Origin of the sequence: Phenylobacterium sp. (genome assembly GCF_036563285.1) — a bacterium.
Taxonomy (GTDB): domain Bacteria; phylum Pseudomonadota; class Alphaproteobacteria; order Caulobacterales; family Caulobacteraceae; genus Phenylobacterium.
In genome coordinates, this window is record NZ_DATCMR010000006.1 from 195,043 (window position 1) to 210,293 (window position 15,251).

The 15,251-nt window shown below is 69.7% G+C and carries 19 protein-coding genes and 1 tRNA gene; 12 read left to right on the plus strand and 8 right to left on the minus strand.

What is annotated here, in order from left to right; genetic code table 11:
• Position 1 precedes the first annotated feature (1 nt).
• Genes VIL76_RS05835 through VIL76_RS05845 form a run of 3 tightly spaced genes read right to left on the minus strand, consistent with a single transcriptional unit; the run spans position 2 to position 1,675 of the window.
• Positions 2–511: a demethoxyubiquinone hydroxylase family protein gene (locus VIL76_RS05835; RefSeq protein ID WP_332044542.1), complete on the minus strand. Its 510-nt coding sequence runs from the start codon at positions 509–511 to the stop codon at positions 2–4.
• 50 nt (positions 512–561) lie between these two features.
• Positions 562–1,068 carry a disulfide bond formation protein B gene (locus tag VIL76_RS05840; RefSeq protein ID WP_332044057.1) on the minus strand — a complete coding sequence of 169 codons (507 nt, stop codon included), beginning with the start codon at positions 1,066–1,068 and terminating at the stop codon, positions 562–564.
• Positions 1,069–1,096: 28 nt separating this feature from the next.
• Positions 1,097–1,675, minus strand: coding sequence for a YqaA family protein (locus VIL76_RS05845; RefSeq protein ID WP_332044058.1), 579 nt, complete (start codon positions 1,673–1,675; stop codon positions 1,097–1,099).
• Positions 1,676–1,792: 117 nt separating this feature from the next.
• On the opposite strand from VIL76_RS05845, the gene hppD reads away from it, so the two are divergent.
• The 7 genes from hppD to VIL76_RS05880 are packed head-to-tail and all read left to right on the plus strand — an operon-like array spanning position 1,793 to position 7,987.
• Positions 1,793–2,890, plus strand: a complete 1,098-nt coding sequence (hppD, locus tag VIL76_RS05850; RefSeq protein ID WP_332044059.1) for a 4-hydroxyphenylpyruvate dioxygenase — start codon at positions 1,793–1,795, stop codon at positions 2,888–2,890.
• 53 nt (positions 2,891–2,943) lie between these two features.
• Positions 2,944–3,945 carry an isoaspartyl peptidase/L-asparaginase gene (locus VIL76_RS05855; RefSeq protein WP_332044060.1) on the plus strand — a complete coding sequence of 334 codons (1,002 nt, stop codon included), beginning with the start codon at positions 2,944–2,946 and terminating at the stop codon, positions 3,943–3,945.
• Between the two features lie 2 nt (positions 3,946–3,947).
• Complete coding sequence (locus tag VIL76_RS05860) at positions 3,948–5,111, plus strand: aminotransferase class V-fold PLP-dependent enzyme (RefSeq protein ID WP_332044061.1); 1,164 nt, start codon at positions 3,948–3,950, stop codon at positions 5,109–5,111.
• Complete coding sequence (locus VIL76_RS05865; RefSeq protein WP_332044062.1) at positions 5,108–6,241, plus strand: homogentisate 1,2-dioxygenase; 1,134 nt, start codon at positions 5,108–5,110, stop codon at positions 6,239–6,241. The genes VIL76_RS05860 and VIL76_RS05865 overlap by 4 nt, the downstream gene beginning before the upstream one ends.
• A complete protein-coding gene (locus VIL76_RS05870; RefSeq protein ID WP_332044063.1) occupies positions 6,238–6,507 on the plus strand; it encodes a hypothetical protein in 270 nt (89 codons plus the stop codon). The genes VIL76_RS05865 and VIL76_RS05870 overlap by 4 nt, the downstream gene beginning before the upstream one ends.
• An 8-nt stretch (positions 6,508–6,515) precedes the next feature.
• Positions 6,516–7,520, plus strand: coding sequence for a fumarylacetoacetate hydrolase family protein (locus tag VIL76_RS05875; protein WP_332044064.1), 1,005 nt, complete (start codon positions 6,516–6,518; stop codon positions 7,518–7,520).
• Entirely contained in the window at positions 7,517–7,987 is a 471-nt protein-coding gene (locus tag VIL76_RS05880) for a MarR family transcriptional regulator (RefSeq protein ID WP_332044065.1), read from the plus strand. Before VIL76_RS05875 ends, VIL76_RS05880 begins: the two co-directional genes overlap by 4 nt.
• 13 nt (positions 7,988–8,000) lie before the next feature.
• Here VIL76_RS05880 and VIL76_RS05885 read toward each other — a convergent pair whose 3' ends face one another.
• The 5 genes from VIL76_RS05885 to VIL76_RS05905 all read right to left on the minus strand — a co-directional run bounded on the left by VIL76_RS05885 (position 8,001) and on the right by VIL76_RS05905 (position 11,056).
• Positions 8,001–8,318: a hypothetical protein gene (locus VIL76_RS05885; protein ID WP_332044066.1), complete on the minus strand. Its 318-nt coding sequence runs from the start codon at positions 8,316–8,318 to the stop codon at positions 8,001–8,003.
• A 135-nt stretch (positions 8,319–8,453) separates the two neighbouring features.
• Positions 8,454–10,331, minus strand: coding sequence for a ferrous iron transporter B (feoB, locus tag VIL76_RS05890; RefSeq protein ID WP_332044067.1), 1,878 nt, complete (start codon positions 10,329–10,331; stop codon positions 8,454–8,456).
• A complete protein-coding gene (locus VIL76_RS05895) occupies positions 10,328–10,645 on the minus strand; it encodes a FeoA family protein (protein WP_414695417.1) in 318 nt (105 codons plus the stop codon). Before VIL76_RS05895 ends, feoB begins: the two co-directional genes overlap by 4 nt.
• A 78-nt stretch (positions 10,646–10,723) precedes the next feature.
• A tRNA-Leu gene (locus VIL76_RS05900) sits at positions 10,724–10,809 on the minus strand.
• A gap of 49 nt (positions 10,810–10,858) precedes the next feature.
• A complete protein-coding gene (locus VIL76_RS05905) occupies positions 10,859–11,056 on the minus strand; it encodes a hypothetical protein (RefSeq protein WP_332044069.1) in 198 nt (65 codons plus the stop codon).
• 84 nt (positions 11,057–11,140) lie between these two features.
• Between VIL76_RS05905 and VIL76_RS05910 the strand changes: the two genes are divergently transcribed.
• The 5 genes from VIL76_RS05910 to VIL76_RS05930 all read left to right on the plus strand — a co-directional run bounded on the left by VIL76_RS05910 (position 11,141) and on the right by VIL76_RS05930 (position 15,185).
• Positions 11,141–12,196, plus strand: a complete 1,056-nt coding sequence (locus tag VIL76_RS05910; RefSeq protein ID WP_332044070.1) for a hypothetical protein — start codon at positions 11,141–11,143, stop codon at positions 12,194–12,196.
• 12 nt (positions 12,197–12,208) lie between these two features.
• Positions 12,209–13,201, plus strand: coding sequence for an alpha/beta hydrolase (locus tag VIL76_RS05915; protein WP_332044071.1), 993 nt, complete (start codon positions 12,209–12,211; stop codon positions 13,199–13,201).
• Between the two features lie 31 nt (positions 13,202–13,232).
• Positions 13,233–14,117: a DMT family transporter gene (locus VIL76_RS05920; protein ID WP_332044072.1), complete on the plus strand. Its 885-nt coding sequence runs from the start codon at positions 13,233–13,235 to the stop codon at positions 14,115–14,117.
• Positions 14,118–14,215: 98 nt separating this feature from the next.
• Complete coding sequence (locus VIL76_RS05925) at positions 14,216–14,782, plus strand: hypothetical protein (RefSeq protein WP_332044073.1); 567 nt, start codon at positions 14,216–14,218, stop codon at positions 14,780–14,782.
• 46 nt (positions 14,783–14,828) lie between these two features.
• Positions 14,829–15,185 (plus strand): hypothetical protein, encoded by a 357-nt coding sequence (locus VIL76_RS05930; protein ID WP_332044074.1) that lies wholly within the window; start codon positions 14,829–14,831, stop codon positions 15,183–15,185.
• The last annotated feature ends 66 nt before the right edge of the window (positions 15,186–15,251 follow it).

Here is a 15,251-nt window from a genome sequence, read left to right on the forward strand (position 1 = left end):
GCTAGATCTTCTCGCTGATCTTGATGGCGGCGCGGCAGCCGGTGCGGATGACCGCGCTGAGGATCCCGTAGCCCGGCGCTTCGCGGGCGCCCTCGTCGACGGCGAGGTCGCGGTGGGCGAGCTCGTCCTGGCGGAAGCGCTCCAGCTCGGCCGCCAGCTCGGGGTCCTGGGCCGAAAGCTCGGCGATCTGGCCGGCGTAGTGCTCCTCGATGACGTTCTCGACCGCCTCGGTGCAGGCGTGCGCGGCCTTGTCGCCCAGGAGGGCGGTCCCGGCGCCCAGTGCAAAACCCGCCAGCCGCCAGACGGGGGCGAGCGCCGTCGGCCGCACGCGGCGCTCGGTGAGCAGCCGGTCGAAACGGGCGAGGTGCTCGGCCTCGTGGGCCTCCATCTCGGCGAGCTGACCGGCGATGCGGGCGTTGCCGGCCGTCTCGCCGAACACCGCCCGCTGGCCGCGGTAGATCGAGACGGCGCCCAGCTCGCCGGCGTGGTCGACCCGCAGGATCTCGGCCATGCGGGCCGCAAGCGCGCCCTGGCCGGGCTTCGGGGGCAGGGGCTTCTCGGTCACGGCTTGGCCCTCTCGCGCAGGGCGGCGAGCACCGACAGTCCCGCCAGGATCAGGGAAGCCACGGCGTTCCAGCCGGCCATTGAAAGGCCCGCGAACACCCACGCGGCCTTGTCGCAGGAGGGCGGGGCGATCTTCTCGCCCTTCAGCAGGGCCTGCAGGTCGGAGACGTCCACGCCGCCGCCGGCGCCGGTGCAGGTCGTGGGGCCGGGCCAGAACTTCCACTCCACGCCGGCGTGGTAGGCGGCCAGCCCCGCGCCGCCCAGGAACACCAGCGCCAGCACCCAGCAAGTCGCCTGCCGCCAGCGTGGCCCGCCAGGCAGGCGCACCACCACCATGAACGCGGCGGCCAGCGCCATCGCCACCCAGTAGACCTCCCGCTGGCGCAGGCACAGCGCGCAGGGCGCCAGGCCGCCGAAGGTCTCGAAGGCATGCGCCACCGCCAGCATCCCGGCCGAGGCCAGGAGGGCGCAGAGCCGCCAGCGGTCGAGGAAGGGTCTCAGCATCGCGCGCGATATGACCGGAAAACCGGCCTCAGAAGAAGACCTTCACGGCCACGAGGCCGCCGATCAGCAGGACGAGCAGCAGGATCGAGTAGAGCGTCATCCGGCGTTCGAACTCCGCCAGCATGGCGGGCCCCGCATACTTCAGGATCGCGGCCACGGCGAAGAAGCGCACGCCCCGGGTAAGGACCGAGGCCCAGATGAAGGTGAAGAGGTCGAACCGCGCGAAGCCGGCCGTAATGGTGACGAGCTTGTAGGGGATCGGCGTCAGCCCCTTGGCCAGGATCACCGCCAGGCCATACTGGTCGAACCAATGCTGGAATTCTTCTCGCCCCTCGGGGTGGCCGAAGATGCTCAGGATGAACATTCCGACCGGCTCCAGGAAGACGCCGATCGCATATCCCAGCAGCCCGCCGATCACCGAGGCGATCGTGCAGATGCCAGCGTAGAGGAAGGCCTTCTCGCGCCTGGCCAGCACCATCGGGGCCAGCATCACGTCCGGGGGGATCGGGAAGAAGGAGCTCTCGGCGAAGGACACCGCCGCCAGGGACGCGGGCGCGTGGCGCGAGGCCGCCAGACGCATCACCCACTCATACAGTTTTCGGAACATCGAAGACCCAGACGCGGATTCGGGCGTTTCAGCTAGCAGGGGGCGGGCGGCTTGTCTCGCCGCTACCGCGAACTCGTTTCAGATGATACGAACTCCGCCGGACAGGAGACTTTGGCCATGAACATTCAGACGCAAGCCGGCGCCCGCGACCTCTTCGAGAACCCGCTGGGCACCGATGGCTTCGAGTTCGTGGAGTTCACCTCGCCCGAGCCGGAGCGGCTCAAGGGCCTCTTCGAGCTGATGGGCTTCACGGCGATCCAGAAGCACCGCTCGAAGAACGTGCTGCGCTTCCGTCAGGGCGACATCAACTTCATCCTCAACATGGAGCCGTCCGGCCAGCCGGCGGACTTCCGGCAGGTCCACGGTCCCTCGGCCAACGCCATGGCGTTCCGCGTGAAAGACGCCGCCAAGGCGCTGCAGCTCGCCGTCGAGCGCGGCGCCACCCCGGTGCAGGGCCTGGTCGGCCCGATGGAGCTGAACATCCCCGCCATCGAGGGGATCGGCGGCTCGAACCTCTACCTCGTCGACCGCTACGGCGCGCAGGAGATCTACGACATCGACTTCGTTCCGATCCCCGGCGCTTCCGAGGCCATGGCGAAGAACTCGGTTGGGCTGACCTACCTCGACCACCTGACGCACAATGTGTTCCGCGGCAACATGGCCAAGTGGGCGGACTTCTACGAGCGCATCTTCAACTTCCGGGAGATCCGCTACTTCGACATCGAGGGCTCCCAGACGGGCCTTTTCTCCAAGGCCATGACCAGCCCCTGCGGCAAGATCCGCATCCCGCTGAACGAGAGCCAGGACGACCACTCGCAGATCGAGGAGTTCCTACGCGAGTACCACGGCGAAGGCATCCAGCACGTCGCGCTGGGTACGGAGGATATCTTCCACGCCGTGGAGACGATGCGGGACCGCGGCGTGGTCTTCCAGGAGAGCCCCGACACCTACTACGAACAGCTGGACGCCCGCGTGCCCGGCCACGGGGAGAACCTGCAGCGGCTAAAGGCGGACAAGATCCTGCTGGACGGCGCCCCGACCGAGGGCCAAGGGCTTTTGCTGCAGATCTTCACGGAGAACATGATCGGGCCGATCTTCTTCGAGCTGATCCAGCGCAAGGGCAACGAGGGCTTCGGCGAGGGCAACTTCAAGGCGCTCTTCGAATCGATCGAGCTGGACCAGATCCGGCGGGGGGTGCTGCCGGCCAAGGAATAGAGGGGACGATGCGGGGGCTTCTGGTTCTTCTTATCAGTGTGGTGGTGTTGACGATGAGTACGGCGGCCGAAGCCAAGCCGAAGTGGGCGATCGTGGTGCATGGCGGCGCCGGGGTCATCGAGCGCAAGGACCTAAAGCCGGAGCAGGAGAAGGCCTACCGAGACGCCATGGCCCGAGTGGCCAACACGGGCGCCGACGTGCTCAAGAAGGGCGGCTCGGCGCTGGACGCCATCGAAGCGGCCATCCACGTCCTGGAAGACGACCCGCTGTTCAACGCCGGCCGCGGCGCGGTCTTCACGGCCGAGGGCCGCAACGAGCTCGACTCTTCGATCATGGACGGCTCGAACCTCATGGCCGGCGCAGTCGCGGGCGTCACCCGCACCAAGCACCCGATCAGCCTGGCGCGCGCGGTGATGGAGCACTCGCCGCACGTGATGCTGATGGGCAAGGGCGCCGACGACTTCGCCGCCAGCCGCAAGCTGGAGCAGGTCGATCCCAGCTACTTCTTCACGGAGCGCCGGTGGCGTTCCCTCGAGGCCGAGCTGAAGCGCCAGAACCTTCCCATTCCGCCGCGTCCGCAGGGCGCGCCGGCCAAGCCGGACGAGGCGGCGGCGCTCGCCCATGACGAGGGCAAGAAGGGCACCGTCGGCGTCGTGGCGCTCGACTCCAAGGGCAACGTCGCCGCCGGCACGTCCACGGGAGGCACCACGGGCAAGCGCTGGGGCCGGGTCGGCGACTCTCCGATCATCGGCGCGGGCACCTACGCCTCGAACTCCTCGTGCGCCGTCTCCGCGACGGGCACAGGCGAGTACTTCATCCGCCTCACCGTCGCCCGGGAGGTCTGCGCGCTGGTCGAGCACAAGGGCATGAGCCTGCAGGCCGCGGCCGACGAGGTGGTCCAGAAGCAGCTCACCGCCATCAAGGGCGACGGCGGGATCATCGCGGTGGCTCCCAACGGCGACATCGCCTGGAGCTTCAACACCTCCGGCATGTACCGTGCGAAGGTCGCTGACGGCCAGCCGCTGGTCGTCGGCATCTACAAGGACGATCCCTGACGGTGACCTATCCCAGGCTCGCGCTGGACATCGGCTGGGGCGACCTAGCGGCCGCCCTCGCGCCGCCGCGCCCCGACGCAGAGGACCGTATCGCCCTGCACGTGCGCAGGCCGGCCCATGCGGTGACGGCGCTATCGGTCCGCAGCGCCTTCGACGCCCTGCTGGCCGAGCTCGACCTGCCGGATGGCTGCGAGATCGTCATGAGCGCGGTGAACATCGACGGCATGTTCGAGATCGCCCGCGCCCATGGGCTGACGATCCGCCCGGTCGACGTCGAGCTCTCCACCCTCGCGCCGGCGGCATCTGCGGTGAAGCGGGCCATCGGGCCGAAGACCCGGCTGGTGCTGGTCGCGCATCTGTTCGGCGCGCGCGCAGACCTCGCGGGCGTCGCCGCGGTCTGCCGCCGCGCCGGCGTGCTCCTCGTGGAGGACTGCGCCCAGGCGTTCACCGGCGCGCTCACCCTGGCCGGCGACGTGGCGCTCTACTCCTTCGGTCCGATCAAGTCGGCGACCGCGCTGGGCGGAGCCGTCGCCCTCGTGCGCGACCCCAAGCTCGTGCACCGCATGCGCGGGCGCCTCGACGCCTATGCGCCGCTGCCCCACGGCTGGTTCGTCCGCCGGCTTCTGAAGTATGCCGCGCTGAAGGCGCTGAACGGTCCTGCGCCCTACGGCCTGCTGCTGAAAGCGATCGCCGCATCCGGCCGCGATCCGGAGGCCACGGTGGGCGCGCTCGCCCGCGGCTTCTCCGGCGCCGACCTGCTCGAGGCCATCCGCCGGCGTCCGCCCGCGGGGCTCCTGTCCCTGCTCAACCGACGTCTCGACCGCTCCGAGTGGCCTGAGGCCCGTCATGCGCGAGCCGAGGCCGTCCTGCAGGCCCTGGACGTGGACGTCCCCGGCGTGGCTTCGGCGGACCGCAGCTGGTGGCTCGCCCCGGTGCTCAGCCGCGATCCGGAACGGCTGGTCGCCGGCCTGCGCCGCGCCGGGTTCGACGCGACCCGCGGGTCCACCAGCCTGCGTGCGCTCGACATGCCCAACGCCCGGCGGCTGATCGACCAGGTCGTCTACCTGCCCGTCACCCGTTATCTCTCAGCAAGGGCCGGGCGGCGCCTCGTCCAGGCGATCCGCCGGATCGAACCCGCCCTCGCGCCGGAGGCGCTCGCCGCATGAGCAAACGCAACTGGATCCCCGTCCGCGGCGCACAGGGCCAGCACTCGCGCCAGGCTCACGCCGACATGCCGGAAGGCACCTACGAGCGGGAGATGTCCAAGGAAGGCTTCTTCGGACCGGCCGCCTTCATCCACCATCGCCGGCCGCCGACCGGCTGGACCAGCTTCGAAGGGCCGCTGCGCCCGCGCGCCTTTGACCTGGCCCGGCTGAACGCCGCGGAGCCCAGCCCCTGGGCGGCGGGCAAGGTGCTCTTCAACAACGCCGTGGAGGTCCGTTTCTGGAAGCTCGCCCAGGCCATGCCGGCCCTGGCGCGCAACGCCGACGGCGACCAGCTGCTCTTCATCCACCAGGGCGCCGGCGACCTGTTCTGCGACTTCGGGCGGCTGCCGTTCAACGCCGGCGACTACCTCTACCTGCCACGCGGGACCATGTGGCGGCTGACCCCGTCCGAGCCCGCCGCCGTCCTGATGATCCAGGCGACCAACACCCACTTCACCTTGCCGGACAAGGGCTTGCTGGGCGGCCACGCCCTGTTCGACCCGGCGCTCCTGGAGACGCCCGCCATCGATGAGGCCTTCCGCGCCCACCAGGCGGAGGAGGGGGAGTTCAGGGTCGAGATCAAGAAGCGTGGCGAGGTCTCGGTGGTGACCTATCCGTACAATCCGCTGGACGCCGTCGGCTGGCATGGCGAGCTCGCGCCGGCGCGGATCAACGTGAAGGACTTCCGCCCGGTGGTGAGCCACCGATACCACCTGCCGCCGTCGGTCCACACGACCTTCCTCAGCGACCGGTTCGTGGTCTGCACCTTCGCCCCGCGCCCGTTCGAGACCGATCCCGGAGCGCTGAAGGTGCCCTTCTTCCACAACAACGACGATTACGACGAGGTGCTGTTCTACCACGCCGGCGACTTCTTCAGCCGCGACCACATCGAGGCCGGTATGATGACCTTCCACCCGTCCGGCTTCACCCACGGCCCGCACCCGAAGGCGCTGAAGAACATGCTCAGCCAGCCAAAGGCGGCGACGGACGAATATGCGGTGATGATCGACACCCGCGATCCGCTGGAGGTCGGCGAGGCGGCGGCGTCGGTGGAGAACCCCGCCTACGTCGACAGCTGGAAGACGCCGTGAGCTTCGACGCGGACCTCGAGGCCGCGGCCGCCGACGAGATCGACCGGGCCTGCACCCTGGGCTGGCGACAGCTGCGCGCCCACACGCCGTGGGGCGACACCTTCGAGGGGTTCACCCCGGCGGGCCGCGCCGTCTGCTTCGAGCGCAGCTATCTCTGGGAGCACGAGCCCGGGTCGGACATCCTCGTGGAAGTCACGGTCTACGAGCCGCAGGCCTACGAGCAGGGCGTGAAGCTCACCCGCACCATTCAACGCGAAACCGTCTAGGAGATCCGATGAAGCTGGCGTCCCTGAAGGGCGGCCGAGACGGCCGGCTCGTGGTGGTCTCCAACGACCTGGCCTGGTTCACCGAGGCGACCCATATCGCCCGGACGCTGCAGGCGGCGCTCGACAACTGGGACCTGGCGGAGCCCGAGCTGCGCGGCCTGGCGGAGAGCCTGGAGCACAATTCGGTGCCGCGCGACCGCTTCCGCGAGCACGATGCAGCGAGCCCCCTGCCGCGCGCCTACCAGTGGGCTGACGGATCTGCCTATGTGAACCACGTGGCCCTGGTCCGGCAGGCCCGCGGCGCCGAGATGCCCGAGAGCTTCTGGACCGACCCCCTGATGTACCAGGGCGGCTCGGACGGCTTCCTGGGCCCCCGCGATCCGATCCCACTCGCCGACGAGAGCTGGGGCTGCGACCTGGAGGCCGAGGTGGCGGTGGTCACCGGCGACGTGGCCCAGGGCGCCAGCCGCGAGGAGGCCCTGGCCGCCGTCCGCCTGGTGATGCTCTGCAACGACGTCAGCCTGCGCAACCTGATCCCGAACGAGCTCGCCAAGGGCTTCGGCTTCTTCCAGTCGAAGCCCGCGTCCGCCTTCTCGCCCGTCGCCGTCACGCCCGACGCGCTGGCGAACTGGCAGGACGGCAAGCTGCAGGGCAAGCTCGAGGTGGAGCTGAACGGCCGCATGCTCGGGGAGGCGGACGCCGGCGAGGACATGACCTTCGATTTCGGGACGCTGATCGCGCACGCGGCCAGGACGCGGTCGCTGGGCGCCGGGACGATCATCGGCTCGGGCACGGTGTCCAATCGCGGTCCAGACGGCGGCCCGGGCAAGCCGGTGGACCAGGGCGGCGTCGGCTACTCCTGCCTGGCCGAGCTGCGCACCGTCGAGACGATCAACGACGGCAAGCCCGCGACCTCGTTCCTGAAGCCCGGCGACGTCGTCCGGATCGAGATGAAGGACGCGCGGCGTCACACCGTGTTCGGCGCCATCGAGCAGGAGGTGCGCCAGGCATGAGCGCCGCGGCGAAGGAGGCCGGGCTGCAGCTGGACGGCTACCTGCCGTACCGTCTGTCGGTCGCCTCCAACGCCGTCTCCGGCCTGATCGCGCGGGCCTACCAGGACCGTTTCGGCCTGACGATCCCGCAGTGGCGGCTGGTCTGCGTGCTGGCCGAGGATGGCGGGCTTACCCAGGGCCAGCTCGTCGCGCGCACCGTGATGGACAAGGTGACCGTGAGCCGAGCCGCCCAGGGCCTGCAGAAGCGGGCGCTGGTCGCCCGCAGCGACCACCATGCCGACGGCCGCAGCCACGTGCTGGCTCTGACGGACGAAGGCCGCGCCCTCCACGCCGAGATCGCACCCCTGGCGCTGGCCTACGAGGCGGCGCTGATCTCCGGACTATCCCCGGAGGAGGTCGCGCTGCTGAAGCGGCTGCTGGGCAGGCTGCAGGCCGCCGCCGGACAACTCGCGGGCGAGACGGCCTGAAGCTCTTGGGTCCTTAGTGGACCGTCGCCTCGCGCACGCTCCAGCGGTGCGATCCCTCGCCGAACGGCAGATGGAAGCCGAACGTGGCGCGGCGCCGCTCGTCACGCCAGTTCTCCTCGAAGGAGAGGAGGATGGCGTTCTGCAGCTCCTCGGGGATTTGACGGACGTCGTGACCCAGGGTGCGGGCCACTTGCTCGATCACCAGAGCCCGGTGCGCTTCGCCGCCGAGCATCAGGAGGACCTCACGGACGCACTTGGCGAGGGACAGCTTGCCCTTGCCCGGCTTTTTGCCGGCTTGCGGTTCGGAGGCGATTTCCAGGTTCTTTCCCATGGCAGGAGTGACCTTGCCACAGGCTACTTTAGCGCCGCGTAAAAGGGTAAGGCGAACAGATGGTTAATTGCACGCCCTGGTTTATCCCGGGACAGGGGTGCGATTTAGGGGCCGCCCGTGCACGAACGAGGCCACTCAGCCCCAGCCCAGCGCCACCGCCCCGCGGTACACCAGGAATGAGGCCAGGTAGGCCAGGCCCACCATGTAGCCGAACATCACGCCCACCCAGGCCCAGGAGTTGGTCTCGCGCTTGACCACGCCGAGAGTGGCCACGCACTGCGGCGCGAAGATGTACCAGGCGAGGAACGAGAGGCCCGTGGCCAGCGACCAGCTTCCCGCCAGCCGCGCTCCCAGGGCGCCGACGTTGGCCTCGGCGTCGCCCACGGCGTAGACCGTGCCCAGGGCGGCGACCGCCACCTCGCGGGCCGCGAACCCGGGGATCAGGGCCACCACCATCTGCCAGTTGAAGCCGATGGGCGCGAACAGCGGCTGGATCGCGTGGCCGATCATGCCGGCGAAGCTGTAGTCGATGACCGGGCCCGTCGCGCCTGCCGGCGGGCCGGGGAAGGTCGACAGGAACCACACCAGCACCATCAGCGGCAGGATGATCCGGCCCGCGCGGCCGATGAAGATCTGGGCCCGCAGCAGCAGGTTGCGCAGCACGTTCTCCGCCGAGGGCAGCTTGTAGGTGGGAAGCTCCATCAGGAACGGCTCGACGGCGCCGCGCCAGAACACCTTGCGGATCACGAACGACACCAGCAGCGCCGAAACGATGCCGGCCGCATAGAGGCCGAACATCACCAGCCCTTGCAGGTTCAGCCCCGGGCCAACGACCCGGTCCGGGATGAAGGCTCCGATGATCAGGGTGTAGACCGGGATACGCGCCGAGCAGGTCATCAGGGGCGCCACCAGGATGGTGGTCATCCGGTCCCGCTTCTGATCGATCACGCGGGCCGCCATGATCCCCGGGATCGCGCAGGCGAAGCTGGAGAGCAGGGGGATGAACGCCCGCCCGTGCAGGCCGGCGCCGCCCATGATCTTGTCCATCAGGAACGCGGCGCGCGCCATGTACCCGAAGTCCTCGAGCAGGATGATGAAGAAGAACAGCACCAGTATCTGCGGCAGGAAGACGAGGACCGAGCCCACGCCCGCGATCAGGCCGTCGACGATCAGGCTCTTCAGCAGGCCCTCCGGCATGACCCCGCCGATCCAGCCGCCGAGGGCTGCGAAGCCGGCCTCGATCAGGTCCTGCGGCGGGCCCGCCCAGCTGAACACCGCCTGGAACATCACGAACAGCAGGGCGAACAGAACCGCCAGCCCGGCCACGGGATGCAGCAGGACCGCGTCGACCTTGCCGGTCAGGGTGTCCGGCCGCTCCGGCGGGCGAACGTAGGCCTTCAGGATCCGCTGGGCCTCGCGGTGCGCCTGGCGGATCTCGGCGGCGTCCGGTTCGCGCCAGGTGTTGGCGGTGGAGAGCGCTCCGGCGCGGGCGAGGTCGTCGACCTTTTCCACCAGCTCGCCGATGCCGCGCTTGCGGGTCGCGACGGTGGTGACGATCGGACAGCCGAGCTCACGCTGCAGGCCCTCGAGGTCGATCCGCAGGCCCTGGCGCTGGGCGATGTCGTACATGTTGAGCGCCAGCACCATCGGGCGGCCCACCGCCTTCAGCTCCAGGATCAGCCGCAGGACCAGGCGCAGGTTGGTGGCGTCGGCCACCGCGACCACCACGTCGGGCGGGACCTCGCCGGCCAGCTTGCCCAGCACCGCGTCGCGGGTGACCGCCTCGTCGGGGCTGCGGGCGCGCAGGGAGTAGGTGCCGGGCAGGTCGAGGATGGACAGCGTGCGGCCGCCGGCGGTGTGCGCGAAGCCTTCCTTCCGCTCGACGGTCACGCCAGCGTAGTTGGCCACCTTCTGGCGGCTGCCGGTGAGCGCGTTGAAGAGGGCGGTCTTGCCGGTGTTGGGGTTGCCGACCAGCGCCACGCGGGCGGAGGTCGGCATGGTGGCCTCGCTCATCGCGGCTCCAGACGCACCCAGACCTCGGCGGCGTCGCGCCGGCGCAGGGCCACGCGCATGTCGTCGACCCGGATCGCCATGGGATCGCGGAAGAACAGGCCCTGGTGGAGCACCTCGAAGCCGGCGCCTTCCACGAAGCCGAACTCGAGTAGGCGACGCTGCAGCTCCTCCAGCGCCACGCCATGGTCGCCGCGGCTGCTTTCCGCGCGCACGTCCACGATGACACCACGGTCGCCCGGCCGCGCCTTCGACAGCGGCGTCAGCGCGCCGGCCTCGGCGGCCAGCGGCCGTCCAGAGATCGGCTCGGCGAGCATGTCGTGCATTAGCGGGGTCCCGACGTCGTTCTTGCGAACGATTATCAGTTACGGGCCGCGGCGTCCACGCTGAACGATTGGTGCCCCAGGTCGGACTCGAACCAACACGACCTTTCGGCCAACAGATTTTGAGTCTGCCGCGTCTACCATTTCGCCACTGGGGCACAGGGGCGGGCGGGCAATCTAGCCACGGGCCGGCCGGGGTCAACGCGCTCAGACGCGGCGCGTAGTGATGTCGCTGAAAGGGCCGCCGTCCCGGATGGTCTTGTTACGGTAGATCACCGCCCCGACGAGGTTCGGCTGCTGCCCGATCGCTGCGCAGAACTCCGGCCAGATGTCCGACGGGAGCCACAGGCAAGGTGCGCGCGGATCCTCTTCGATGGCCAGGTCGACGAGCCGGCGCGCGTCCATCCTCTTGCATTCCCGCCGCAACGTGGCGGTATGACGCTACGGAATATCGCCCGGCGCAAGACCGGGGGCCGGGGAGGAAGACCGATGCGATTGAACACCATGGTCGTTGGCGCTTTCGGTGCGGCTGCGGCCCTGGCGGGGGCGCCCGCGACGGCCAAGGACGTGGGCGGAGTGGCCTGCACCAATCCGCCGCCGGCCAAGTGCGACGGGGAGGCGTGCTCGACGTCGGGCGCGCTGGCCAACCTCGGCAACGCCACCGACGCCAAGACCGGGCGGAAGTTCTTCCTCGACTACCCGTGCGACCTGAAGCCCGGGGAGAAGGTTGTCTTCATCCTCAACATCCACGGGGCCGGGTCGATCGCCAACTGGCAGCGCCACTACTTCCCGGCCTACGACTTCAAGGACAAGTACCGGCTGGTGGTCGCCACCCCGACGGCCGCCACCATGGGGAGCATGGGCGGCTCAGGCCCGGGGGTGCGCATGTGGGCGCCGGCCGCCGACGACGCGCACCTGCAGAACATCACCGAGCAGGTGTTCCAGGCGTTCGGGAAGAACAACATCCGCTCCTTCTGGCTTGCCGGGCACAGCCAGGGCGGCTTCACCTCCAGCCGGATCGTCTGCACAGACTTCTTCAAGGACAAGGTGGACGGCTGGCTCAGCCTCTCCGGTGGTCGCGTCGGCCAGGCGCCGTTCGTCGCCGCCTTCGGGCCCCCGAAGGCGGACGGCTCGCCGCCCGATCCCCGACCGCGCGCCGCGACGCCCGGGGCGAACGCGGCCCTGCCGGCCTGCGACTTCTCCCACATCTTCGCGGTCGGCCAGTACGAGATCGACACCCTGCCGGCCAGCTCGCCCCTGGCCCAGAAGTACGGCTGCGCGGATCGCGTGAAACGGGCCGACATCGTCGACACCCGGCCTGGGCACGTCTGGGACTATGCGCGGGCCGGCTACAAGGTCTGGGGCATGAAGGCGCGGCCCGGGAAGGCCGAGGCATACGTCTATCCCAAGTGCCAGGGCGGTCGGGTGGTCGCCGACGTCGTCCGCCTCGACAAAGGCCACACAGAGGGCCTGGAGCCGAAAGTCACCGAGGAGATCATCAAGCTCATGGTCGCGGCCCCTGGGGGCAAGGCGCAGAAGAGCTAAGGAGGCGACGCGATGAAGAGACTTTCGATCCTAGCCGCCGCAGGCCTGCTGGCCGCCGTGGCCACGCCCGCCGGGACCCAGGGCGCGCCCAATGCCGAATTCCGCTGCCCGGCCGCCAATTGCCCTGGCCCGCTGATCACCGAGCGCGGTCCGATGGTGGACAACAAGACCGGCCGGAAGTTCTTCCTCGACGTCCCCAAGGGGCTGAAGGAGGGCGAGGACGTGACCGTGGTGCTCAACCTCCACGGCGGCGGCTCCTACGGGAACTGGCAGCGGCACTACTTCCCGATCGTCGACCTGAAGGACAAGTACCGGCTGGTGGTGATCACGCCGAACGCCCCGCCAAGGGTGTGGCGGCCGGAGGACGACGCCCACCTGCAGAACGTCGTCGACATGGTCTACGACCGCTTCGGCAAGCAGAACATCAAGGCGTTCTGGCTGGCGGGCCACAGCCAGGGCGGCGCCACCTCGCGTCGGATCGTCTGCCAGCCCTATTTCGCGCAGAAGGTCACCGGCTTCGTAAGCCTCTCGGGCGGCCGCGTCGGCGGACAGCCCGGCCGGCCGCAGGTGGCCGGCCGGCCGCCCCAGCGCAACGAAGCCGCCGCCACCGAGCCGCCGCGGCCGCCAGCGCCGACGCCGCCCGCGTCGCTCGATTGCGATTTCTCCCACATCTATACGACCGGCGAGCACGAGATCACGGCCCTGCCGGAGACCTCGGAGTGGGCGAAGAAGTACGGCTGCGGCCCGCGCGTGAAGCGGCGCGACGTGGTCGATACGACGCCCGGCTATGTCTACGACACCTCGCGCCAGGATCCGGCCACCAAGTCCTGGGGCCGGCTGCCGAAGGGCGGCAAGGCCGAGGTCTTCGTCTACCCCAACTGCCGCGACGGTCGCGTGGTCGCCGACGTGGTGCGGATCGACAAGGGCCACACAGAGGGGCTGGAGCCGAAGGTCACCGAAGAGATCGTCAAGCTGATGCTGTCGGCCCGCCGCGGCCGAGGTTGACCCCGCAGCGCCACGCCCGCACATCGCGGGCGTGACCGCCAATCCGCAGACCTACGCCCTCGGCATCGGCTACCGCGTGCTCGCCATGGTCTGCATGGCGGGCCTGTCGGCGCTGGTGAAGTGGACCGGCTCGCGCGGCATCCCGGTCTTCGAGATCATCTTCTTCCGCAACGCCTTCGCTTTCGTGCCGCTCGGCCTCTACATCTGGCAGACCTCGGGCTTCTCGGTGCTGAAGACCAACCGGCCCGTGGGTCACCTGGTGCGCTCGGCCATCGGGCTCACCGGGATGGTCTGCGGCTTCTCGGCGGTGCAGCTCCTGCCGCTGACCGAGGCGACCGCCATCCAGTTCGCCTCGCCGCTGTTCATGACCGCCCTCTCGGCCCTGATCCTGGCCGAGCCGGTCGGGCGGCACCGCTGGGGCGCGGTGCTCGTGGGCTTCGTGGGCGTGCTGATCATGGTCCGGCCGGCCCCGGGCCATTTCAACGCGGCGGGCTCCACGCTGGCGATCCTCAGCGCCCTGGGAGCGGCCGGCGCCATGGTCGCCATCCGGCAGATCGCGACCACGGAGAAGGGGCCCACCATCGTCTTCTACTTCACCCTGGCCGGCACCGTGCTGGGCCTGGCGGGCTCGGCCTTCCACTGGGTGACGCCTGATCCGGTGACCATGGGCTTCCTGATCCTCGCGGGCCTGCTGGGCGGCGTGGGGCAGCTCTTCCTGACCGAGGCTCTGCGCGTCGCCCCCGTCGGCGTCGTGGCGCCCTTCGATTACACCCAGCTGATTTGGGCCGCGGCCCTGGGGTTCCTGGTCTGGGGCGAGCTCCCGCATCCGGCCACCATCCTGGGCGCGCTCGTAGTAGCGGCCAGCGGCGTCTACATCCTGCACCGCGAGATGCGCCGGTTCCGCCGTCCGGCGTGACCGTCGAGGTGACGGAAGCGTGACGTTGACACCCGTCATGCGCGGGAGGAGTCTTCGCCCATAACGTCGCTACGCGGCGGGAGCTTACGGAGGCGGCCATGAACAAGCGTCTGACCGGAATGCTGGGTCTGGCGGCTGCGACGGCGGCGCTCGCCGCGGCCGGGGAGGCTCGCGCGGCCGTGACGGTGATCGGCGGCGGCCTGGCGGAGGGATGCTCGAAGGCGGCGCTCACCGGCAAGTCGGACAGGAAGTTCGAGGAGCTGTGCTCCCTGGCCCTCGAGACCGAGCTGCTGAGCTCGCGCGACCGGGCCGGGACCTACATCAACCGCGGGGTCATGAAGCTGCGCCGGATGGAGTGGGAGGGCGCCACGCGTGACTTCAACGTGGCCATCCGGGTCAAGGGCGACCTCGGAGAGGCCTATGTGAACCGCGGCGCGGCGTTCATCGGCCAGCAGCGCTACGCCGAGAGCCTGACCGACATCAACCGCGGCATCGAGCTGGGCGTCGAACAGCCGGCCAAGGCCTACTACAACCGCGCCCTGGCCTACGAAGGCGTGGAGGACGCCAAGTCGGCCTACTTCGACTACCAGAAGGCGCTCGAGTTGCAGCCGGAATGGGACCTGCCTAAGCAGCAGCTCACGCGGTTCACGGTCACGCGACGCTGATATGGCGGCGCTGGCGCAAGCGCCGGCAAGGGCCCATCTTGGGGGCATGCGCGCCCTCATCCTCACCGCCGCCCTCGCCGCCTGCGCGCCGCCTGCGCTCGCCCAGACGAGTTTGCAGGACCTGACCCTGCAGGCCGAGATCATGGCCCAGCAGCAGCTTCTGCAGCAGCGGACCATCGGCATCGAGAACCAACTGATGGCGATGGAAGCCCGCCAGAGGGCCGAGCAGGGCATCGCCACCGTCGAGGCGCAGAAGGCCCGCCCCTACATCCCGGTCGCCCCGGTGTTCGTGCCCAGCGTCGCCGCCCAGCCGGCGCCGTCTCCGGGCCTGGTCTCCATCCCCGACGACCGCCTCGCCGCGTCCAACGCCGCCGTCCGACAGGCCCAGCAGCCCCGACGGTGATCATTTGAGGCGGAGCGCTCCCGCCCGACCGGCGTTATGCCCCTTCGACACCAGAAGGAGGCGAGG